16 protein-coding genes and 1 riboswitch are annotated in these 21968 nt (G+C 39.3%); of the genes, 12 read left to right on the top strand and 4 right to left on the bottom strand.

The genetic code is table 11. The features are described from left to right. Positions 1–151: 151 nt before the first annotated feature. The 7 genes from HNP81_RS07875 (at position 152) to HNP81_RS07850 (ending at position 10296) form a co-directional block, all read left to right on the top strand. Positions 152–1006 (top strand): LysR family transcriptional regulator, encoded by an 855-nt coding sequence (locus HNP81_RS07875; protein WP_028390067.1) that lies wholly within the window; start codon positions 152–154, stop codon positions 1004–1006. Between the two features lie 82 nt (positions 1007–1088). Next, positions 1089–1940 (top strand): hypothetical protein, encoded by an 852-nt coding sequence (locus tag HNP81_RS07870; protein ID WP_182502222.1) that lies wholly within the window; start codon positions 1089–1091, stop codon positions 1938–1940. A gap of 540 nt (positions 1941–2480) precedes the next feature. After that, positions 2481–2665, top strand: a riboswitch (Lysine riboswitch). A 299-nt stretch (positions 2666–2964) separates the two neighbouring features. Then, the gene (locus tag HNP81_RS07865) at positions 2965–3681 is read left to right on the top strand and encodes a cysteine hydrolase family protein (RefSeq protein WP_084552167.1); all 717 of its coding nucleotides are present in this window, start codon (positions 2965–2967) and stop codon (positions 3679–3681) included. Positions 3682–3697: 16 nt separating this feature from the next. Next, positions 3698–5056 carry an APC family permease gene (locus HNP81_RS07860; protein WP_182502221.1) on the top strand — a complete coding sequence of 453 codons (1359 nt, stop codon included), beginning with the start codon at positions 3698–3700 and terminating at the stop codon, positions 5054–5056. A gap of 373 nt (positions 5057–5429) precedes the next feature. Further along, a complete protein-coding gene (locus tag HNP81_RS24235) occupies positions 5430–5564 on the top strand; it encodes a hypothetical protein (RefSeq protein ID WP_281384492.1) in 135 nt (44 codons plus the stop codon). Positions 5565–6137: 573 nt separating this feature from the next. Beyond that, positions 6138–7817, top strand: a complete 1680-nt coding sequence (locus HNP81_RS07855; protein ID WP_182502220.1) for a hydrogenase maturation protein — start codon at positions 6138–6140, stop codon at positions 7815–7817. 55 nt (positions 7818–7872) lie between these two features. Further along, on the top strand, positions 7873–10296 hold the full coding sequence (locus HNP81_RS07850; RefSeq protein WP_182502219.1) for a bifunctional diguanylate cyclase/phosphodiesterase: 2424 nt from the start codon (positions 7873–7875) through the stop codon (positions 10294–10296). A 592-nt stretch (positions 10297–10888) separates the two neighbouring features. On the opposite strand, the gene HNP81_RS07845 is transcribed toward HNP81_RS07850, so the two are convergent. Continuing rightward, positions 10889–12106 carry an ATP-binding protein gene (locus tag HNP81_RS07845; RefSeq protein ID WP_182502218.1) on the bottom strand — a complete coding sequence of 406 codons (1218 nt, stop codon included), beginning with the start codon at positions 12104–12106 and terminating at the stop codon, positions 10889–10891. A gap of 788 nt (positions 12107–12894) precedes the next feature. Between HNP81_RS07845 and HNP81_RS07840 the strand changes: the two genes are divergently transcribed. Continuing rightward, positions 12895–13773 (top strand): radical SAM/SPASM domain-containing protein, encoded by an 879-nt coding sequence (locus HNP81_RS07840; RefSeq protein ID WP_028390072.1) that lies wholly within the window; start codon positions 12895–12897, stop codon positions 13771–13773. A gap of 393 nt (positions 13774–14166) precedes the next feature. Here the strand turns inward: HNP81_RS07840 and HNP81_RS07835 are convergent, their stop codons facing one another. The 3 genes from HNP81_RS07835 to HNP81_RS07825 form a co-directional block, all read right to left on the bottom strand. Then, the gene (locus tag HNP81_RS07835; protein ID WP_154663987.1) at positions 14167–14304 is read right to left on the bottom strand and encodes a hypothetical protein; all 138 of its coding nucleotides are present in this window, start codon (positions 14302–14304) and stop codon (positions 14167–14169) included. Positions 14305–14539: 235 nt separating this feature from the next. Then, on the bottom strand, positions 14540–14677 hold the full coding sequence (locus HNP81_RS24575) for a DNA methyltransferase (RefSeq protein ID WP_220478531.1): 138 nt from the start codon (positions 14675–14677) through the stop codon (positions 14540–14542). A gap of 138 nt (positions 14678–14815) precedes the next feature. Next, positions 14816–15076 carry a hypothetical protein gene (locus HNP81_RS07825; protein ID WP_182502217.1) on the bottom strand — a complete coding sequence of 87 codons (261 nt, stop codon included), beginning with the start codon at positions 15074–15076 and terminating at the stop codon, positions 14816–14818. A gap of 424 nt (positions 15077–15500) precedes the next feature. Between HNP81_RS07825 and HNP81_RS07820 the strand changes: the two genes are divergently transcribed. The 4 genes from HNP81_RS07820 (at position 15501) to HNP81_RS07805 (ending at position 21638) form a co-directional block, all read left to right on the top strand. Continuing rightward, entirely contained in the window at positions 15501–17969 is a 2469-nt protein-coding gene (locus HNP81_RS07820) for a beta-glucosidase (RefSeq protein WP_182502216.1), read from the top strand. 183 nt (positions 17970–18152) lie between these two features. After that, positions 18153–19670, top strand: a complete 1518-nt coding sequence (locus HNP81_RS07815) for a right-handed parallel beta-helix repeat-containing protein (protein WP_182502215.1) — start codon at positions 18153–18155, stop codon at positions 19668–19670. A 478-nt stretch (positions 19671–20148) separates the two neighbouring features. Further along, a complete protein-coding gene (locus HNP81_RS07810) occupies positions 20149–20784 on the top strand; it encodes a YczE/YyaS/YitT family protein (RefSeq protein ID WP_028390075.1) in 636 nt (211 codons plus the stop codon). 383 nt (positions 20785–21167) lie between these two features. Continuing rightward, on the top strand, positions 21168–21638 hold the full coding sequence (locus tag HNP81_RS07805; RefSeq protein ID WP_182502214.1) for a peptide-methionine (S)-S-oxide reductase: 471 nt from the start codon (positions 21168–21170) through the stop codon (positions 21636–21638). Positions 21639–21968: the final 330 nt, after the last annotated feature.

Here is a 21968-nt window from a genome sequence, read left to right as displayed (position 1 = left end):
CCTCTTTTGTGTATTTATTATATTTTTCCCTATTTGAAAGATTTGAACCTGTATACTAGCTTAATTGTAAATCCTTATTATAGTTTAGTAAAATAGATAATACAGATCTATTAGTTCGATAAAAATGAACTAAAGGAGGATATCGTTATTTATGGAGCTTCGTCATCTTATAACACTCAAAACAATTGTTGATAAAGGAGGATTTAAAAAAGCTGCTGAACATCTAGGGTATGCCCAGTCTTCTATCACAACTCATATTAAAGAATTAGAGGAAGAAGTAGGTAAACCATTATTTGATCGGCTAGGTAAAAAAGTTATTTTAACCCATTATGGACAGAGGTTTCTTCCATATGCCGTTAAAATCATTGAATTGTATTCTCAAGCGTTAAACATGGATGAAGAACCTGCAGGAGATCTTACTCTTGGTATATCAGAATCGCTAACAATTTGTCGGGTCCCTTCTATGCTTCTGGAATATAAAAAATCTTACCCTAAAGTTAACATAGCACTTAAATCTCTGGATCATTATGATATTACAAGAAGTCTGCAAAACGGAGACATCGACCTGGCATTAGTATTAGAAAAAGATGATTGGTTTCTACCTGAGCTTCATTGCGAAAAGCTGAAAGGAGAAAGAATGGTTTTGATTAGCCCACCAGAAAAAGAAGTTGATACGAGAACAGTTCTTTATACAGAGAGAACATGCAGTTATAAGTCAGTGTTTGAGGAGTATATTCGGTATAAACAGATGGATGTTAAAGAGAGTTTAGACTTTCAAAGCATAGAAGCGATTAAGCAGTGTGTTCGAAGTGGTTTAGGTATTTCACTGGTGCCTTACTTTTCGGTGAAAGAAGAAATAGAAAGCGATAAACTAAAAGGAGAAGAAGTTGAACCGGAACATCCGGCAATTTCTACATTTCTTGCGTATCATAAAGATAAATGGCTTTCTCCATCCATGAATAGCATGATTTCTTTAATTAGAAACCATGCTGAAAATTGGGTCTAACAAAGTTTCTAAATAGTTCAAATATAAAAAGTGAATATCAGGGAACTATATCATTAAATGCCGGTTTAAAAGGGGCAAGTTGATGAAGAAAATAATACTATTGTTCATACTGATATTCGGGATATTAAATCTTTCTCAGATATTTGTTTACGCTGACAGTGAACAAAATAAAGAGTTCATACAAATTGTTAAAGAGTTTATACCATCAAACTCATTACTGGTAAGTCCTGAAAACCCTTTGTCAACACAACCAATTCAACAATATGACTTTAACCAAGATGGCCAGAAAGAAATCATTATTACTTATGAAATAAAAGCAAAAGACCAGCCATCTCCTTCTCAGTACGGGGTCATTTTATTAAAAAAGGAGCAGAAAAGTTGGATAAAAATTTGGGAGACAGAAAGAGAAGCAGTGGGGTTGCACTTTTCAGGTTTCGCAGATATTACTGGTGATGGAATCAATGAATATTTATTCGGTTGGACAATTGGTGCTTCAGCAGGAAACCAACTTGAAATTTTTAAGTGGACTGATCGTTCATTTAAAATGATAGCTAAGGTTCCTTATCATAAATTAGACCTATTGAATGAAAATAAAAAAGTAGCTTTAGCAGTTTGGCAACGGTATATAGCTGATACTTATTTTGTGGATGTACTAACATGGAATGGTGAAAAGTTGATTCTTAATGCAGAATTATATTCTAGATATTATCCTAAAATTAAAAGGTTTTTTGACGCTAAGATTTCAAAAATGGATGCGTGGTTTTATTGGTATTGCCTTGCAGATGCTCAACTAAAAGCAAATTTATTAGACGAAGCCTCAGACTCTATTCAGAAAGGGAGCATGTTAGCAAAAAAATTATCAATGCCTGATGTAATACAAAACTTTAAAGAATTAAGTAAAAGACTTAAAGAAAAGAAAATATCACACCGTTGAACTAAAGAGTGTAATTCTTTAATAGTAAGTTTATTTTTTTCAGTAATAAAGCGTCCTCAAATATTTCCTTCTTAGATGTCCAAAGGGACAGATTCCTGTTTCTATGTCCCCGGCGTGCTAAGCTAACCGGCAAAGTACGTGATGTTGTGGCTGTAGATCTTAATATATGAGACTGTTGCAGATATTCCAATTTTTAATCGTTTTCGTGAGTTGAATAAACGAGATCTGATGGTGGTTTATATCAATGCTTAAGCAAAACAATTAAAGTAAGCAGGCTAGATGTTAGCTAGTGATACAAAACTCATTTGCAATCATAAATCGCAAATGAGTTATTATGCTATTCTGAAGCGGATCTTGTTTGTTTAAAAGAAAATCTTGAACTGGAGTTATTTGAATTATGTTAATATATTATTCTGTTTGTAAACGTTTTTAATAATTTGCTTATTTCTAAGGTTAGTAATGGTAAATTTTTAAATTGACATCGTAATATTTATAATTATATAATAATTTCAGTAAATCAATACACCTCGCTTTTTATGATTGTGAGGTAGAGGCGCGATATTTATTAGTGCTTAGTGGAGTCCGAGAAGACGAAGAAGCTAAGCAGAAGGAAATATCGCCGAAGTATATAATGAGTTCTCGCCATTATGTGCTGGGTCTGTAATGAATAATTACAGGACTGTCTTAATAAGTTTCCCAACTTATTAAGATGTGCTATCTCTCAGATGAGATAAAAGGGTGAGGAATTTGGAATGGCTACATCGATTTCCGGGTTCTTTCTCGGAAGGTATATAGTCTTTTTTTATTGCCTTTAAGAGATTCCTTTAGCATATAGGGGAATCTCTTTTTTTGTGGAAAAGGGCGGGGCTTCAAACATATTTGCTCCGCACCACCACTTTCGTAAGGTAATACAATTTGAGAACCTGAACCTTTTTCATCGTTTAAGTTAGGATCAGAGGCTCACAAATATTTTGTATTGAAAAAAATGAATATAGCTTATGAAGCTATTATGGAGGAAATGATTATGGACAAACACCAAACTCTTTATTACGAATTTATTCCGACTGGCGAAGCTAGAATGAAATTAGACCCAGCAAAAACTGCACTTTTAGTTGTTGATATGCAAAATCAATTTATTAGCCGTGATGGGCTAGATGCTCAAGTTGCACGTGAAAAGGGTATGTTCGATAAGTGGGAATATTTCTATGACCGTATTGATAACGTAGCAATTCCAAACAATAAAAAACTATTAGACTTTTTCCGTGCCAATCAATTAGAAGTAACTTTCGGACGGATTGCTTGTCATCATAAGAATGGACGTGATCGTTCTCCTGTACAACGTCGTCCAGGTTGGAACAATATTTTATTACCAATCGGTGATCCGGGTGCAGAAATGGTAGATGAATTAAAACCATTAGAAGATGAAATCGTGGTAAATAAAACGACAGATAGCGTTTTAAGTGGTACAAACTATGAGTTTTTACTTCGTAACATGGGCATTGAAACAGTTGTCTGTACTGGTGTTGTAACAGACCAATGTGTTGCCTCAACTGTACGTAGCTTAGCAGATGCGGGTTTTGAAGTGATTTTAGTAGAAGATGCTTGTGCAGCAGCGACACAACAATTACATGATGCAGAAATCATGATCATGAATCAAATTTATTGCCAAGTCATGAGCACAGATGAAACGATTCAATTCATTTCAGAAGAAATTGAACAACTTACTGTCGTTCAAAAATAGAGAGGAAGCTTTTTAGATGAGTCAAGGACAAAGTAATGTAAATCAAGACAGTGCTGCTCCTCATTTTAAGCGTGTCCTAACACTGAAGGACTTGGTGATTTATGGCATCGCCTTTATGACGCCAATAGCTCCTGCTTATATATATGGTTATGCAGCACAGTCGACTGGCGGTATGTTGCCGTTAGCTTATTTAATCGCGATGGTTGCGATGATGTTTTCGGCATATAGCTATGGCAGGATGGCCGCAGCGTTTCCAGTTTCCGGGTCAACGTATACGTATACACAACGTGCGATCAATCCGCATTTGGGATTTTTTGCCGGTTGGGCTATGTTTATGGACTATGTATTAGTGCCTTTAATCGTCTTTATGGTTGGTGCTTCCTATGCTAATGCATTAATTCCATCCATTCCATATTGGGTTTGGGTATTCATTATTGCTGTGATTATTACGGTAATAAATATTCTTGGAATTGAAATGGCGGCAAAAACGAACCAAATTCTAGTATTATTTATGGGAATTGTTGTTGTCATCTTCGTTATTTTTTGTGTAAAGTCGATTATGGGAGAAGGCGGTGCAACTGCTTTAGTATCGATCACTCCGTTCTTTAATAACGAAACATTTGTGACGACGGCAATCATTTCAGGTGCAGCGATGGCATGTTTCTCATTTTTAGGATTTGACTCGATTACAACATTATCGGAAGAATCGGTGAATCCCAAAAATGATATTTGGAAAGCAGCCATTCTTTCTTGTTTAATCGGTGGGGTTATATTTATCGTGCAAGCGTATATTGCTCAGCTAGTATGGCCAGATGTGAATAACTTTAGCTCAGCCGATACGGCATTATTTGATATAGCGAATGTAGCAGGTGGTGCAGTGCTTGTAACACTCTATACAGTAGCGATTATCGTATCAACTTTTACAGCTGGTTTAACAGGTCAGGCAAGTGCTTCACGGTTAATGTTTAGTATGGGACGTGATGAAGTCCTGCCGAAAAAATTCTTTACACATTTACATCCTAAATATAAAACACCCATCTACAATATATTATTAATGTGCAGCATTAGTATTGCTGGAGCACTTTTCTTATCAATCGATTTTGTTGCCGAATTAATGAGCTTTGGCGGTTTAACTGGCTTTATGTTTGTTAACTTATCAGTCATTGTGTATTATTATTTCCGTAAAAAAGAGAAGAAATTTGTCCGTTATTTATTAATTCCGGGCCTAGGTTTTTTAATCTGTTTCTACCTATTTATTAATTTGTCACCAATGACGTTAAAAGTAGGCTTTATATGGATGGCCATTGGGGTTGTCTATGCACTTATTACAACAAAAGGATTTAGAAAGCTACCTCCAAGTCTTATCGATTTGTAATTGGTCAGATTAAATACTTTATTTATAGATAGTTTGTAAGGCATGAGCTCGGTATTATTACTTGAGTTCATGCCTTTTCATTTTGTTTTTATCACTAGCATAGGACTTACTGTCCCTATGTTCCATCTAGATAAATAACACTTTGTCCCATTCGAATTTCAATTTATACCATACAAATATAAAAGTAAGATATTTTAATAGAAGACTGGAGGTATGATTTTTCCACGACTGCAAAATACCGGGACATGATCCATACAGAGGTTATGAAATTATGGAATCACGGGAGACATCGTCTTTCCCTAAGCTATGCATAAAGATGATAGGGATCTAAGAATACCTAATATTAGTTTCATAGGTACAGGAGGGGAAAGTAGTGAAATGTATAAAGGAAATTAAAGGTAAATCTTATTTAATCGATACAATTTTGGGGAAACCCGTTAAAGTTGAAATTTCAGCTGATATAGCTGAAGCCTTAAAATCAGTAGGTATACAACTTTGTAACGACTAAAGTATTAGGATAGGGATATTGTTCTGTTAATATTTCATTTCATAGATTTGTCTAATGGGACAGTTCACCTATGTCCCTTTTTTGAATTATTAGTTATTTTCATTATAAAACATTTACTGTATTGGATTGATATGGTAAATTTATTGTAGAATTTACTTATTATTTTAAAAATTTAAAAGATAGATTTTTAAAATATGTAGGTGCAAAGACACGAGTTTAAGTCAGAAATAGTTAAGTCATCTGGGTGCAAAAATCTTTGTTATCTTCTAAAAGTTCTATTGAAGTAAATGTCATTCTAATTGGGTTTTGTGCATTGTTAAAGAAGCTACACCCCATAAAACTTACTCGACATTTAAATAGCTTATAGAAAAATAATTTAAGACTACTCAGTGAATGGTTAGTCTTTTTTTGTGTAAAAAAATATAGTCAGCTTAGTATACTCTAAGCTCTATGAAAATGAATTTGTATATTAAAAATTGGACTTTAAAAACTTGTGAACAGGGTATTGGTTCACTAGATGCAGTTATTTTTATTTAATCTAGAGATAATTTCTGATAAAGGAGAGATATTACTATGCGGATTTTGTTTATCACAACCTCACACAACAGTCTTAGTCAGAGAGCTTTTGTAGAACTCACAGATCGGGGACATGAGGTTTTCGTTCAATTAGCCGGCAGTGAAGATCAAATGATAGAAGCTGTTACTCAATTTAGCCCTCAATTAATTATTGCTCCTTTCTTAAAAACGGCTATTCCGGAATTAATATGGAGAAGTCATGTGTGCATTATTGTTCACCCTGGAATCAAAGGAGATAGAGGGCCATCATCTTTGGATTGGGCGATTATGGACGACGAAACAAAATGGGGAGTTACATTGCTTCAGGCGGATGCGGAAATGGATGCCGGTGACATTTGGTCTAGTCAAAACTTTGTCATGACTAAAGCTACTAAAAGTAACATCTATCGTCATGAAGTCACACAAGCAGCTATTAAAGGGTTATTAGATGTGATAGAAAAGGTTGAACTAGGAACTTTTATCCCGGAACCACTTGATTATAGCAAAAAAGAAGTTAAGGGAACACTTCGTCCGACAATGAAGCAGATGGATAGAAAAATAGATTGGCATGAGACTACAGAGGTAATTGCACGTAAAATTCGTGCAGCAGATAGTAATCCGGGTGTACTTGATACAATCTGTGGCGAAGAATATTACCTTTTTGGCGTACATGAAGAAGATCGATTAACGGGGGAACCAGGTGAAATCTTGGCATATCGTGATGGAGCTATTTGCAGAGCCACTGGGGATGGAGCTGTGTGGATTACTCATCTAAAGAAAAAAGGCGAATTTAAGTTACCCGCTACAATGGTCTTAGAAGATACATTACATAGAATAAAAGAAGCACCACTCACTCCATTCGATTCATACGGAGGACAAACCTTTAGAGAAATCTATTATGAGCAAAAAGGACAAGTTGGGTATTTACATTTCAATTTTTATAATGGAGCTATGAGTACGGATCAATGTATGCGCTTAAAAAATGCGTTAGTTGAAGCGAAAAAAATAGATATCAAGGTAATTGTGTTAATGGGAGGACATGACTTCTGGTCGAATGGTATACATTTGAATACCATTGAAAATGCAGAAAGTCCTGCAGACGAATCTTGGGGAAACATACATGCGATGGATGATTTAGTACGAGAGATTTTACTGACAGACTCTAAATTAATTGTTTCAGCAATGCAAGGGAACGCTGGAGCTGGAGGGGTAATACTAGCTTTGGCAGCAGACTATGTATATGCCAGACAAGGCATCGTACTTAACCCGCATTACAAAAAGATGGGTGGGTTATACGGATCTGAATATTGGACATATCTGCTTCCTAAACGTGTCGGTTATGACAAGGCAATAGAATTAACAGAAGAGTGCTTACCGATCAGTACGACAACAGCTGTATCCATCGGACTCCTAGATGAATCGTTTGGACAATCAGCGCAGGAATTTTGTACTGAGATTGAAAACATCGCCAATCATTTATCTAATAGCTCAGACTTCGACGTATTACTGCTAGAGAAACAGCGAAACCGACAAGCGGATGAAGCATACAAACCCTTAGAAGTGTATCGGCAAGAGGAATTGGAAAAAATGTGGGTGAACTTTTATGGCGACGATCCAAGTTACCATCTTGCGAGAAAAAACTTTGTGTATAAAATCTCTTGTATCGTAGATAGCAGACCACTTATTGGTTCGAAGTAAAACAATAACTCTATCAACCTAGGAATAGTTAAGGGATTCGGGAGGTACAACATGAATGGAGCATATTCACGGAACCCATGATATAAAGGTAGTTGCTCTTTCTTTTATCATTGCCTTTTTGGCTTCACTTACTGCACTAGATCTTGCAAGACGAGTGAATTTTTCAAAAGGATGGAAAAGAAATACATGGCTGTTTAGTGGATCAACCGCAATGGGGTTTGGAATTTGGGCTATGCATTTTATTGCAATGCTAGCATTTAAATTGCCTGTCCCTATTCATTACAATGTACATTTAGTTGTCATATCGATTGTTGTTGCGATTGTCGCATCGCTATGTGGACTGTATTTTATTTGCCATCCGAAAATGAACATGGCGAAATTATGTATAGGTGGTACCTTTATGGGATTAGGGATTAGCGGGATGCACTATATAGGGATGGCGGCCATGGAAGGTATTCATATTATGTATCATCCTTACCCATTTGCGCTTTCCATTTTGATTGCAATAGGTGCTTCCATTATTGCATTGATGCTTGCGTTTCAATTTCGAGAGGCCCAAAAAGGTATAAACAATCTAGCTAAATACATTAGCGGGGGGATTATGGGAGTAGCGATCGCTGGCATGCATTATACAGGAATGGCGGCTGCAACGTTTACTCTAAGCCATCTTAATCCAGGAAATCATACAGTAGCCAATCATGATAGTGATACAATTGTTATTTTTGTTGCGATTAGTGCAGTGATAATTCTAGGAATTGTTCTTGTTAGTTCTTTTATTTTAGACAAGAGATTAGATGAGGAAATCGCTTTTAAAGGAGCGATTCTTGAGTCTGTATTAGATTGTGTGATTATTATCAATCATCAGGGAAACATCATAGAATGCAATCCAGCAGTAGAAAAAATATTTGAATATTCAAGGCAGGAAATAATCGAACAAAACATGGAGAAGAAGCTTTTTTTGCATTCGTCTTTGTCAAATATGTCATTTTCAACGCCGTTCATTCAAACGAATGAAAAATGGATGCTTAATAAACGGTTTGAAGTCACTGGTGTTCGGAAAAGTGGTGAAGAATTTCCAGTTGAGATGACAATAACAAGGATAAAAAAAGATGGACTCCCTGTCTATACTGTTTATGCCCGAGATATAACGGAATTCAAAAATGTAGAGAAAACGATCAAGCAAATGGCCTATCATGACACACTTACGGGTTTACCCAATCGTCGAATGTTTCATAAAAAGCTTGAGCAATCTCTAATTGAGGCAAAAGAACATCATTCCACTGTTGCTGTAGCATTTTTAGATCTTGATCGTTTTAAGATTATTAATGATTCAATGGGACATGCACTAGGAGATTTACTGTTATGTGGTGTAGCTAATCGATTAAGTGGCTGCTTGGATGCCGAGGACGTAGTATCCCGTAATGGCGGGGATGAGTTTACCATTATCCTTAATGATACTTCTGAACAAGATGTTATCGATACAGCAGAGCGAATCATTCATTCTTTATTAGAGCCTTTTAACCTGGAAGATCATGAAGTTTTTGTTACGACTAGTATTGGAATATCGATGTATCCAAGAGATGGGAAAGACAGTGAAACGCTAATAAAAAATGCCGATGCAGCGATGTATAAAACCAAGGAGTCTGGGAAGAATGGTTTTTCATTTTATCAACCGGCTAGCGGTCCGGGAACTCCTCATCAGTTACAGTTAGAGACCGAATTGCGCAGAGCTTTAGAACGAAATGAATTTGAAGTTTATTATCAACCGCAATTTAATACCAATACAAATGAAATTATTGGTGTAGAAGCCTTGGTTCGCTGGAATCATCCAGAACGGGGAATGATTCAACCCGTTCACTTTATTCCGTTAGCAGAAGAAACAGGATTAATCGTCCCTTTAGGCAATTGGGTATTGCGTAGCGCTGTTATTCAGTGTAAAAAATGGCAAAAGAGTGATTCAATCCAGTTGTCTGTAAATTTTTCTGCTCTGCAGTTTCAAAATCCTACTATTATTTCTGTTATAAAAGAAATACTGGACGAGGCGGATTTTAATCCTTCTTTACTAACTCTTGAAATTACAGAAAGCATCGCTATGGATGTAGACTACTCTATTGAAGTATTGCGCAATTTAAAAACGATGGGAATTAAAATCAGTATGGATGATTTTGGTACAAAGTACAGTTCGTTAGGGTTTCTGAAAAAAATGCCTATTGATCATTTGAAAATTGACCGATCATTCATGAGTAATGTCATGTATGACTCTGATGATGCAGCTATAGTGAAGGCAATTATTTCAATGGCACATAGTTTAAATATTAATGTGATAGCGGAAGGGGTCGAAGATGAGAATCAACTTTCGTTTTTAAAGGATTTGAAATGCAATGAGATACAGGGATTTCTTCTAAGTCCTCCCGTTTCAGTAGAGAATTTTGAAGTATTGTTACAGAAGTATACGACTAACATGGAAAATCCATTGTAATAAAGTTTCACTTTATCCCGTATTAACGGGCAGTAAGCCCCCACCTAGGCTATGAGGAATCGAAGAAGCGTAGGTGGGGGCTTACTGCCCATAAGAGCCCGATTGGTGAGATACAGTGAAACTTACCTTTGTGGTTTTCAAAGGTAAGTTTGCGCCCACAGAATGTGAATCATTGAATTGAGTTCGTAGTGTCGCTTTATCAAAGTGGAACAGAGATATAAGTGACACTAGAACGGGACTAAAAATCAGTGGAGGATGAAGAAAAACCCCCACTGATTGAAGTTTCGCTTTATTAATATAGGAGTGAGAAGGTATCTCATAAGGGTCTGTCCTCGCACTCTATACACAGTATATAGTAGTAAAATACTAACTATATACTGTATATAGTCGTTGCGGGATCAGACCCTTTCGTTTGGACTATAAAGAGAAGAGTTACAAGAAAAGATACTTGTGAGAGTATTAAGATCAAGAAGAATTTGATACAAAATTACATGTTTGTTAGGAAATTTTTAGAGAATATACCTTTTGAAGATGGAGGACAAACGAAAAAAATTGACGTTATAACTCTCATATAGATCTGCTTTAATAATCCTCACGATTTCTTTGATGGAAAGCGGATTGTCACAGTTGTTCCCTCACCTTTTGAGCTTTGGAAAACGATAGTCCCATTATATTTTTCGGTAATATGATAGCAAATCATTAAACCTAGTCCTGTACCATTGCTTTTTAACGAGTAAAAAGGAGTACCTAGAGCCATGACCTCCGCTTCTGACATGCCGGAACCATGGTCGGTTACGTTCATCTCGACAAAATGATTTTGTCGTTTTGCCGTAACAAGAACAGTATCGCCAATTTTTGAGGCTTCAATGGCGTTTTTAATAATATTAATCATTAATTGTTTATACTCAATGTTGTTGGCGTAGATGTAGCAATCTTCATCCACACTTAAATCGATCGTATTATCACGTAATAAACCATATGATTGAAGTAAATCCGTTACACTTTGAAGAACACTTTTCACATTCACAATTTCCATTTTCTTATCTTTGTCTGGCTTTGCGATAGTTAAAAAGTGCGAAATGACTTGTTCTGCTGTATTTAATTCATCAATCATCAAAGTAAAATGTTTTTTGCTATCATTACTGAATGGTGTGTCTGTTTCACGGTAAAGCTGTAAAAAACCTTTAACTACAGTCAAAGGATTTCTAACTTCGTGTGCAACAGCAGCTGCTAATTGCCCCGTTGTCTTTAATCGCTCGGAATTTTGCAATTGTTCATAATATAACTGCTGTTTTTTTATCCGTACATACGATGCTTGATAAATAAAATAGACAAGCACTTGACTGCCTATAATATTAATAATATTCCCAACTATATCTTGTTTAATATGTGGATATAGATTTCCCTGATCAATTAGCACAATATAGCAAAACGTAACTGTGATTGATAGTCCATTTAATAGTAATGATAAATAAAATAACTTTGAATCAAAAAATAAAATGGCAACAGCAGGGATTAAACAAAGAAAGATAAAGGTAGACCAAGTTTCTGGATATAAAAAGAAAAGTGTATAGAAATAAGCGGATCCTACGAAAATAATGACAACTCTAAAGATATGACTTTCGTACTTAGGATATAGCAATAAACATGCCGATAGAACGTATATAAGCACAGCTTGTAATATGTAACCTGCCTCAAATTCACGATAGCATAGAATAGATACTAACATCCCTACCATCATTAGGGCTATGATGATGAGCACTACCGTATAATATAATCTTTTATTGATTTGAGTATAAACTTCTTTCATACATACTCCTTTTGTAGTACTTAATTGTGAGTGAAATCTTTTGAATTGCACATTTAGCGTGTTTTTATCCGCCGTATATAAACTTCTCGTTGAAAGAGTACCTCGTGATGTTAAACAGTACTTTAAATATAAAAAATGCTATTTTATTATAATAGCATAAATGAATACAAAATTAGTGGATATTTACCATTTGTCACTAGTAAAATATTGCGTGCGTAGGAAATAATGATAATGGGGATTATATAGTATTGTATCATATGTAAATTAATTTTTGAAATATATTTACTTACGTTAAGTAACAATGAAGTTGTTTAAAAACATTATTCCATTAAAGGACCAAATTGTTGAGAAAGAGCTGCCGATTTTAAAGAAGGTAAATTAGTTTAAGGTTAATAGTGGTGAACCTTTTCATAAGGAAATGAGGTTCTTTTAAGTAAGGGCGTCTCCTAAGACTACATAAAATGGAATACACTATATGGTGAAACATTTTTGGTTAAGATTTCGACAATATGTTAGTTACCTAATCGTTCGCTAATATGTGAAGATCATTTGAGAAAATTCTCTGATGGTTTTCTACTATTATGTAAAGAGTACAAGTGAAGGAATTCCTGTTTAGAAAGTAGTAGGATAAATAATAGGTGAAATACAAGTGCATTCTGTTAAACAGAAAAATGGCAACGGTCGTTTCCTTGAATAAGCATGTTTCTATTTATGAACAAGTATGCTGTAATAGTGATAGAACAATCGTTCATCCTGTTCTAAGTAGTCAAAGAAGTGAGGAATTAATGGTGAAAAAATTTAAGAAGTTTTATTTAGAGATTACAAGTGTATGTAATCTTGCTTGCAGCTTTTGTCCGCCAACAGAACGTCAGAAGCAATTTATTTCTGTGGAGGATTTTTCTAAGAGATTAGACCAAATTAAACCGCATACAGACTACATTTATTTACATGTAAAAGGTGAGCCACTGCTCCATCCTAAAATAGGCCAATTGTTAGACCTAAGTCATGAAAAAGGGTTTAAAGTTAATATCACAACGAATGGAACATTAATTAATAAAAAGAGAGAAAAATTATTAAATAAGCCTGCGCTAAGACAAATGAATTTCTCACTCCATAGCTTTGATGGCCATATTGGTTCTAAAGATAAGGAAGGGTATGTGAAAAGTATCCTTTCTTTTATTAAAGAAGCAACGAGCCAATCAGAAATGATTGTTTCCTTGAGACTATGGAACCTTACACAAGACAATGCGACGAATATTGAAAGAAAACGAAACAGAGAATTACTAGAAATTATTGAGAAAGAATTTGATTTAGACTACAAAATTGAAGAGAAGGTCGTACCAGGAAGCGGCGTGAAAATTGCGGACCGCATCTTCATCAATCAAGATTACGAGTTTCAGTGGCCTGCGTTACATGAAGAAGAAGATGATGGGAAGGGCTTCTGCTATGGCATGCGAAATCAAGCAGGTATTTTAGCAAATGGGACTGTTATTCCTTGTTGCCTAGATGGTGAGGGAGTTATCAACCTTGGAAATATTAATGAAAATTCATTTTCTGATATTATCGAGATGGATAGAGCAAAAAACCTAGTAGATGGTTTTTCACGAAGAGTGGCAGTGGAGGAACTATGCAGAAAATGCGGATATCGCAAAAGGTTTGGAAAATAGATAGGCAAATGGCTAGGATTTAGTAAGTTAGATAGAGTCATTCCAACTCATTACCTCATTTATGATTTAACGCGGTGAACCTTACCACAAATAGGTAGCGATTTACTTTACAATATAACCCTCTAAGGATGATGGGGGAGCTGTTCGTAACCTTATGTAGGAGATGCCCCCTAAAGCTAATATTAAACAGTTTGTGGCTGACAACGAAATGCTAAAAAGCTCTAAAAGATGTGAAAGGGAAATATTCTATTCAGTGTTTATATAAGGTATAAGAGGTATTTAAAAGTGTTGATTATTACAAGTGGTTTATAGGTATCGAACAATACAGATATGGATAGAAAGAACGTACAGAATCCATATAAATTACAAGCGTGTTAAGTATCTAAGGATGAATTATAGCCGTATATCACGATTTTTTTCGAATATACGGCTTAGTTTATCACTTTGCCGTATGTTGCCTATATTGTAAATGCCTTCTAGTACAAGGTCATCAATAACAACATATGCAGCTTCTCTTTTCGGATTAAACATTCCATTCACCATACTAAAAGTACAATTAAATATTAAATAATTTAACGAGGTTAGTGGATAAAGTTAGAAAAAAGAAAAATAAGCGGTAGAGACTTTGAAATGCCCCCTTTTGAGGTCTACCTTTTAGTAAATATATTAGATTAAGGATCAGTTACATTTAATGGTAAAACGAAAAATCGATATTGTGAAGCTTCTACATACTCTTCTACAAGTTCAGATGTAATCCGATATCTTCTTAGTTCCTCAGCATCTTCCCTGTTACACAGCTTCCTCCGAAGGGATCATATACAACATCTCCTGGATCTGTTAGAAACTTAATAAAGAAAGATGGTAGTTCATTTGGAAAACGAGCTGGGTGTGGTTTAATATTCAACCTTTTCCAAACTACCAGTTGGTTTTAATATTCTTTTAAATTCTGTTGCAAATTCAACAAACCAATTAATATAGTCAGCTGCATCTTGATTACCATAATTTTTCTTTCTTAATCATGCAAAAGGGGGAGAAGTAACTATTAAATCAATACTATTATCGGCAATCTTCTTGGCACAATCAGTTCCCCAGGGTTTTTTAGTAAGTATAATTGAACCCGTTCATCCCCATCATGGTCCATACCAATAATCCTATCTAAAGTTCCGGGAACATAGCTGAAAAACGTAATTCCTTTTTGTGCAAAAGAAACTTGAAAAGGCCATCCTTCTCCTGGATTGACCTCCCATACCTGTGGCACCGGTATAATCAGAAATAAAGCTGATATTATTTCCATTTGATCCATATTCAAAGCCTTTTACCGTACGTACATGCAAATAAGGGTCAATACTTATTTCATTCATTACATGCCACCTTCGATTGAATTTCCAAATATCATAGTAATAATGCTTATTTAATAAATAGAAGTTTTTCCATCTTGTTACAGTATATTTAGAATAATGGAGTATGCTGCTCATTTAAATTTATTTATTTTGATTGTTTATTTGGCAAATCATCGCTTGCCACAGTGTTTGAATACTACTTTCAGGACTTAAGAATTATTACTAATTTCGTTGTTTTTTGTTCCAGTTCTGTAATTAATCGTTCATTAGACTAATATACAAATAGGTGGTAATGGAAATATAATGCTTGTATACAAGTATACAGAAGGGAGCTTTAAACGATTCTTTCAATACATAGACAACATAGATAGTAAGGGAGAGATTAAGATGATAAAACGAATTAGTTCAATTTTTTTGACAGCAGCGATCTCCATGTCTACGTTAGTAGTTCCTGCTAATGCGATGAACGGTGGAACGGAAGGGACCAACCCCTGGTTGAACACCAAGCTCTCTGCTGAGGAGCGCACTAAGCTGCTTCTCGATGAGATGACGATGGAACAGAAGATCCAGCAAATCGCCATCTCGCGCTTCAATGAGAACGACACCGGTGAGACGGTCGTCATCAAAAAGAAAGGTACTGACAAGTACCAGAGTGGCGAATTCGCGCCTGAAGGTACACTGCCTGGGTGTGAGTGGCAGGACACTGGACGTCAGATCCGTGGGATTGAGGAACTGGGCATCCCTACAATCCGTATGACTAACGGTGGTACGGGTGTAAAGGGCGGATCATGTGGTAATGACCCGGTGGCAACGGGACTTCCGTCCACTCCGGCGATGGCCGCGACTTTCGACCAGGAGCTGAACTATGAGGCTGGCCGCATTCTCGGCGAAGAGACTCGTGCCTTCGCGCATCACGTGTTGCTCGGACCGGGCATGAACTTAATACGTCACCCGTACGGTGGCCGAAACTATGAATATTTCAGTGAGGACCCGTACTTGACGGGTACACTGGCGACCGAGCAAGTCAAAGGCATCCAGGACCAAGGGGTCCAGGCACAGCTTAAGCACTTGGCCGGCAACGAGCAAGAGACCGAGCGATGGACGATGGGTGTCCAAGTTCCTTCAAAGGCCATGAACGAGCTGTACATGCTGCCTTTCGAGATGACTGTCAAGGATGCTGATCCAGCCTCAGTGATGTGTTCATTCCCGGATGTTAACGGCACTTATGCTTGTGATAGCTCTGAATTACTCCAAGATGCCCTGCGTGTTAAATGGGGCTTCGACGGTTACGTCATGAGTGACCGTCGCGCGATTCACAATACGGTATCTGCTATCAAGGCAGGTACGAATGTAGAGCTCGACTGGGCACCGCAGTACTACACTGAGGAGAAGATCCAGGAGGCGCTAGACTCGGGTCAAGTGACCGAGGACGACATCGACAATCTGCTTCGTCCACGATACGTCAAAATGATTGAGTTCGGCCAAATGGATGAGCCTTACGACAAGTTCCTGCCGGAGATCGTCGATCCGATGGCCAACGGCGACAGCGCACGTGAGATGGCCGAAGAAGGGGCCGTGCTGTTGAAGAACGATGACAGCTTCCTACCACTGGATGGTAAGCAGAAGTCGATCGCGCTGATCGGCCTCGAGTGGTTCGCCGGTGAGGCCAAGATGTCCCCGCGCTCCATTCGGGTAAACAACGAGAACGTCGTGACCCCTTACACGGTCACGCCGAAGCAGGGCCTGGAGAACGTCATCAAAGAGCTGGGCTACGACACCAAAGTGACGTACAACGATGGCCGTGACCCGGAGGCTGCTGCCAAGCTAGCCGCCGAGTCTGACGTCGTGCTACTCATGGTCGGCGACACCCCGGCTGAGACAATAGACCGCGAAACTCTCGGCTTCCCGGCCATTCCCCTCGGCAAGAACGCGGACTGGGTGGAGCAGGAGCCGTTAATCGATGCGGTTCTGGAGGCCAATGCGGAGAACACCGCTGTGGTCCTGAAGACTTCTGGTACGGTGCTTATGCCGTGGCTGAATGAGGTACCAGCAGTGCTTGAGGCTTGGTTCCCAGGCATGGAGGATGGCAATGCCGTTGCCAACTTGCTTTATGGTAAAGTCAATCCTTCCGGTAAGCTGCCTATGACGTTCGGTGCGACCGAGCGTGAAGCTGCCTTCGCGACTGAGGAGCAGTTCCCTGGAACACGTCAAGATACTGGCAAGCCAGGTGGCCCAGGCCCGTACGGTAACGGTTCTCATCAGCTAATCGCCCAGTACACTGAGGGTCTTGAGATGGGCTACCGTTGGTATGAAGCCAACGACGTGAACCCGGTCTTCCCATTCGGGTACGGCTTATCGTATACGACCTTCGCGTATGACGACCTCAAGGTGAAGAAGGTCCAAGGTAAAGGCTCGTTGTCTGGTATTGACGTGTCTTTCACAATCACGAACACTGGTGACGTTGCCGGCAAAGAAGCGGCACAGGTCTACCTGACACTGCCGGACGAGGCGGGGCAGCCGACCAAGCGACTTGTCAACTTCGAGAAGGTTGACCTTGAGCCAGGTGAGAGCAAGCAGGTGACTGTGCGAATTAACCAGGCTGACTCCAACCACCCGTTCTCCTATTTCATTCCGGAAGAACCGGACAACCTAGGGAACTGGGCTGATGGCGAGTGGGCTACTGTTGATGGAAAATACCGCGTGCATGTCGGTGGTTCATCTGCAGACACTCCGCTAGAAAAGGACGTCCCGTTGAACTTCAAACTTAACAAGGACAACGGCAAAGGCAACAACAAAGGCAATAACAAAGGTAACAATGGCAATGGCCAAGGCAACAACAATGGCAATAGCCAATGATAACAGCAATGGCAAGGGGAACTCTAATCGGTAGGTCCCTTGCCATGGGATGAAGTCGGCGACCTGGTAGTGGTCGTCGGGACATCCCGAAGGCGGTGAGCGCGTGAGCTCACCGCTTTTCTCGTCGCTTTCATGGGCGACGAGTGGAACGAAAAGAGTGCAGAAAGGACGTGAGAAGTTCTGATGAAGGAATCTGTTCGGAACAGCCGGCGAGGGCTGGCACATACATGGTGGATGGTCCTTGGCCTGTTGGTCCTCTTGACCGCATGCACCGTCGAGGAATCCGAAGGGCCGTTTGAGAGCGATGAAGCCGTGGGACCCGCCCCGTCCGGGCACGGCGACTGGCAGTCCCCCGGCTTGGTGGATCGGTCCGGCAAGCCGATTGAGGTCCCAAGGCCGGGTCCGGCCACGGGCAGGACCCTTGACGTTACGCACTTTGGGGCAGATCCGGATCCGGACTCACACGACGACGCAGCAGCCATCCGGGCGGCCCTGGACGCGGCCGTACCGGGTGACGAGGTTGTGCTGCCGGCCGGCACGTATGACCTGCGTTCCACTGACCCGGCCGACGAGTCGGCGAACATCGTGTTGCGCAGCGGCGTGGACCTGCGGGGAGAGGGCCAGGAGAGCACCGTGCTGCTGACCTCTCTCGACGGAGAGGATGACAGCCGGGTAATCCGCGGCTCCGGCGTCCACGACGTCATCGTAGCTGACTTCACCATCACCTCCCGTTATGAGGGTCCACTCGGCGACGACCCCGACGACAGCGATGCGAGTGGCGGACCGATGTACGGGATTTACCTTGGAGCCCTTGAAGGGCAGGCTAGCTCCCGGGTCCTGGTGGAGAACCTGGGCATCCGCAGGTTCGAGCGTCACGGCATCTCAGTCAAGGCCAGCCGTGAAGTGACTCTTTCTGGAAACTACATCAGTGAGGCAACTGCCGTCGGTCCCGGCGGACAGGGCTACGGCATTGCTATCGAGGGCTCAAGGGACCAACGCGCCCCGGATGCCGCCAACGATTCCCGGCACAACGTCGTCATCGGCAATACCTTCGATGGCAAGCATCTGCGGCACGCTATTTTGCTGCAGTTCCCCACGCACAACAATCTCGTGGCGGAGAACACCATCGTCGGCAGCCTCCTCGACGCCATCGACCTGCACGGTGAGGGTGAATACCTGAACGAGGTCCGGGACAACACGGTCATCGGCGGGCAACAGGCTGGCATCGCACTGGGCAATTCCGGCGGGTCCAAGAACAAGCACGACGCCTCAGGGCCTGGAAACTGGGTGCACTCCAACGACCTGATTGGAAACCGTCAGGGAATCCTCGTCATCCTGGGAACTCCTGACACCCTCATCGAGGATAACAGGATCACCGCTGGGGAGGATTCGAAGGTAGGCATCGAGGTCCGCAATGCGCCGGGCACGGAGTTGCATGGTAACTACATCACTGGAGGGATTGACGGGTTCTGGGCCATCCGGCTCCGTGAGGACCACGGTACTGAAGGACGGGGCAAAGGCATCCCCTCAGGCATCAGGATAGAGTCCAACATCATTCGACAAGCCGCCAACGGCATCAGGATCGATGCCGGGGAGGAACTCAGCATGGTTGAAAACGTCGTCGACGGCATCGACGGAGCCAAGCTGAGGGCGGCCGACGGGATCGAAGTGAGCCGGTCGGCCCAGCGGAAAATTCAATAGGGATAAATGTGACACCATCTGTCCAACCAAGGGTAAGCATGCGAAATCCCTTATAGAAACGCAAGGGTGCGAAAGTTGAGTAACTAGTAATTCTTATTTTAACTTCTATAATTAACCCAGCCTTCACCAAAATGAGGGCTGGGTTCCATTTAATAAGTTCACTCATTTTTCACGTAAACCATATTTAATATATTCACTTACTACTTATTCAATATTTGCTTCAACATAAAAATAGGCATACTAGATTGTTCCTAATCGACAAAATGTTTAGGAATATTTTAGTCTTCAAAATGGAAAAGCTGACGTGGCTATATGATATTGCCTACGTCAGCTTTTCCATTGTTAAAACGGATAAGATCCAATAAGAAAATGAAAGATACGCTTTTTAGGTAATGTTTCAGAAAATATAGATTATAAATTCTGTCCAAATTTAATGTTATATTAATAAAAAAATAAGATATAAGATAGAGGAGCGGTTATGAAAAAGGAATGGATTCTACGATGGTCTTTTTTTATTTTTGGCTTAATGGTGTTAGCATTTGGCATATCTTTAACAATTGAAGGAAAGCATTTAGGGATTGGACCATGGGATGTGTTTCATTATGGTCTATTTACTAAATTTGGCTTTACTATTGGGACTTGGTCGATAATAAGTGGATTTTTACTTTTGTTGATCAGTTCAATTTTCAATAAGGCATGGCCAAAAATAGGGGCTTTTCTAAATATGTTGTTTCTAGGGTTATTTATTGATCTTTTTAATTCGATTTTACCTAGCATTGATAGTTTAGCAGGAGCAATAATAGCCTTTATCATAGGTGTTGTTTTAATTGGGTACGGTATTGGATTTTATGTTTCTGCTGATTTTGGAGCAGGTCCTAGAGACAGCTTTATGTTATTAATTGTTGAAAGAACGGGTTGGAGTATCCCGTTGGTTAGAAATGGCATTGAAGTTCTCGTTTTTCTTCTTGGTTGGATGTTAGGGGGGCCAGTTGGAATTGGAACAGTGTTTATTGCGTTTGGATTAGGTCCAATGTTAGGATTTTCTATTCCTCAATGTAAGAAACTGATGGCATATTTCCTTGACCAAAAGGATCGCCTGTTAACGCATATGTAGATAATTAAAAATAAATAAACACGATATATGAGGATCCCTTCATGGGGGGAGCCCCTTTCATTTCAAAAGTATTTGCTAGTCCCCGCATTTTTGAGAACCTTATTTAGATATGCTATGGAGAACCGTATCACAAGTTAAATATAGTAATCAAATTGTGCAATACTTGATCTTCAACAATCGGGTGCGATTCTTCAATAAAGAAGATCGCTTTTTTCCGTTATAGGGCCATTTAATGGAGGAATAGTCTCAAGAAAAATTGAGTACTCATGGTAATTAGTGTGGTGTTTGTGAAAGAATGTACTTAAACTATAGTTGCAGTAGTGGAACAAGGAGTAAGTGATAAAATAACAGAAAAGATACTTTATTATAAGGGGGAAAACAATATGGAAATAGTATATTTTGCAGGTGGATGTTTATGGGGAGTACAAGCTTTTGTAAAAACTTTACCTGGTGTTAAGTTTACAGAAGCGGGAAGAGCTAATGGAACAAGTCACACTCTTGAGGGTGATTATGATGGTTACGCCGAATGTGTAAAAACAGGATTTGATCCAGCGGTGGTAACTATCAGGGAATTAATGGGATGTTTTTTTGAAATAATTGATCCATACAGTTTGAATAAACAAGGACAGGATGTTGGTAAGAAATACAGAACAGGAGTATATAGTGAAAAGCAAGAACACTTAAAAGAAGCGAAGGCATTTCTTGATGGGAGAAATGATCATGACCTTATAGTTGTTGAAGTATTACCTCTTTCAAACTATGTGAGAAGTGCAGAAGAACATCAAGATAGGTTAGCTAGATGTCCAAACGATTATTGTCATATTCCAGAAGAAATATTAAGTAGATATAAGTAATGTAGAATATTAAATGATTATCATCTATTGATGTTTAGCCAAAAGAAGTTGCTTTAAAAGTTCAATCCTTATTCAAGTAACGGGGGTTATATTTGTATAACGATCTTCAACAATCGGGCGCGATTCTTCAATAAAGAGGATCGCTTTTTTTCATCATAGGGGCAGATTTTTGAACCCTTAAAAGAAAATAGATATCTATATAAGCTTAGAGGAGATTGTGTAGGTCTGTACTTAAACTACCATGAAAATAAACTTCTGTAATTCAGTGAAAAAGGCAATACTTAATAAGACGCAGCTCATTCATTTTTAAAAAAGGGGAGAGCGCCTGAT

Origin of the sequence: Peribacillus huizhouensis, assembly GCF_014138605.1 — a bacterium.
Classification (GTDB): Bacteria; Bacillota; Bacilli; order Bacillales; family DSM-1321; genus Peribacillus; species Peribacillus huizhouensis.
Note: the sequence above shows the minus strand (reverse complement) of the source record. Positions and strands in the feature narration are given on the sequence as shown.

Excerpts from the sequence above, each read along its gene's own strand:
- HNP81_RS07875 (WP_028390067.1), top strand. The coding sequence starts at position 152 with ATGGAGCTTCGTCATCTTATAACACTCAAAACAATTGTTGATAAAGGA.
- HNP81_RS07870 (WP_182502222.1), top strand. The coding sequence starts at position 1,089 with ATGAAGAAAATAATACTATTGTTCATACTGATATTCGGGATATTAAAT.
- HNP81_RS07865 (WP_084552167.1), top strand. The coding sequence starts at position 2,965 with ATGGACAAACACCAAACTCTTTATTACGAATTTATTCCGACTGGCGAA.
- HNP81_RS07860 (WP_182502221.1), top strand. The coding sequence starts at position 3,698 with ATGAGTCAAGGACAAAGTAATGTAAATCAAGACAGTGCTGCTCCTCAT.
- HNP81_RS07855 (WP_182502220.1), top strand. The coding sequence starts at position 6,138 with ATGCGGATTTTGTTTATCACAACCTCACACAACAGTCTTAGTCAGAGA.
- HNP81_RS07850 (WP_182502219.1), top strand. The coding sequence starts at position 7,873 with ATGGAGCATATTCACGGAACCCATGATATAAAGGTAGTTGCTCTTTCT.
- HNP81_RS07845 (WP_182502218.1), bottom strand. The coding sequence starts at position 12,106 with ATGAAAGAAGTTTATACTCAAATCAATAAAAGATTATATTATACGGTA.
- HNP81_RS07835 (WP_154663987.1), bottom strand. The coding sequence starts at position 14,304 with ATGTTTAATCCGAAAAGAGAAGCTGCATATGTTGTTATTGATGACCTT.
- HNP81_RS07825 (WP_182502217.1), bottom strand. The coding sequence starts at position 15,076 with ATGGATCAAATGGAAATAATATCAGCTTTATTTCTGATTATACCGGTG.
- HNP81_RS07820 (WP_182502216.1), top strand. The coding sequence starts at position 15,501 with ATGATAAAACGAATTAGTTCAATTTTTTTGACAGCAGCGATCTCCATG.
- HNP81_RS07815 (WP_182502215.1), top strand. The coding sequence starts at position 18,153 with ATGAAGGAATCTGTTCGGAACAGCCGGCGAGGGCTGGCACATACATGG.
- HNP81_RS07810 (WP_028390075.1), top strand. The coding sequence starts at position 20,149 with ATGAAAAAGGAATGGATTCTACGATGGTCTTTTTTTATTTTTGGCTTA.
- HNP81_RS07805 (WP_182502214.1), top strand. The coding sequence starts at position 21,168 with ATGGAAATAGTATATTTTGCAGGTGGATGTTTATGGGGAGTACAAGCT.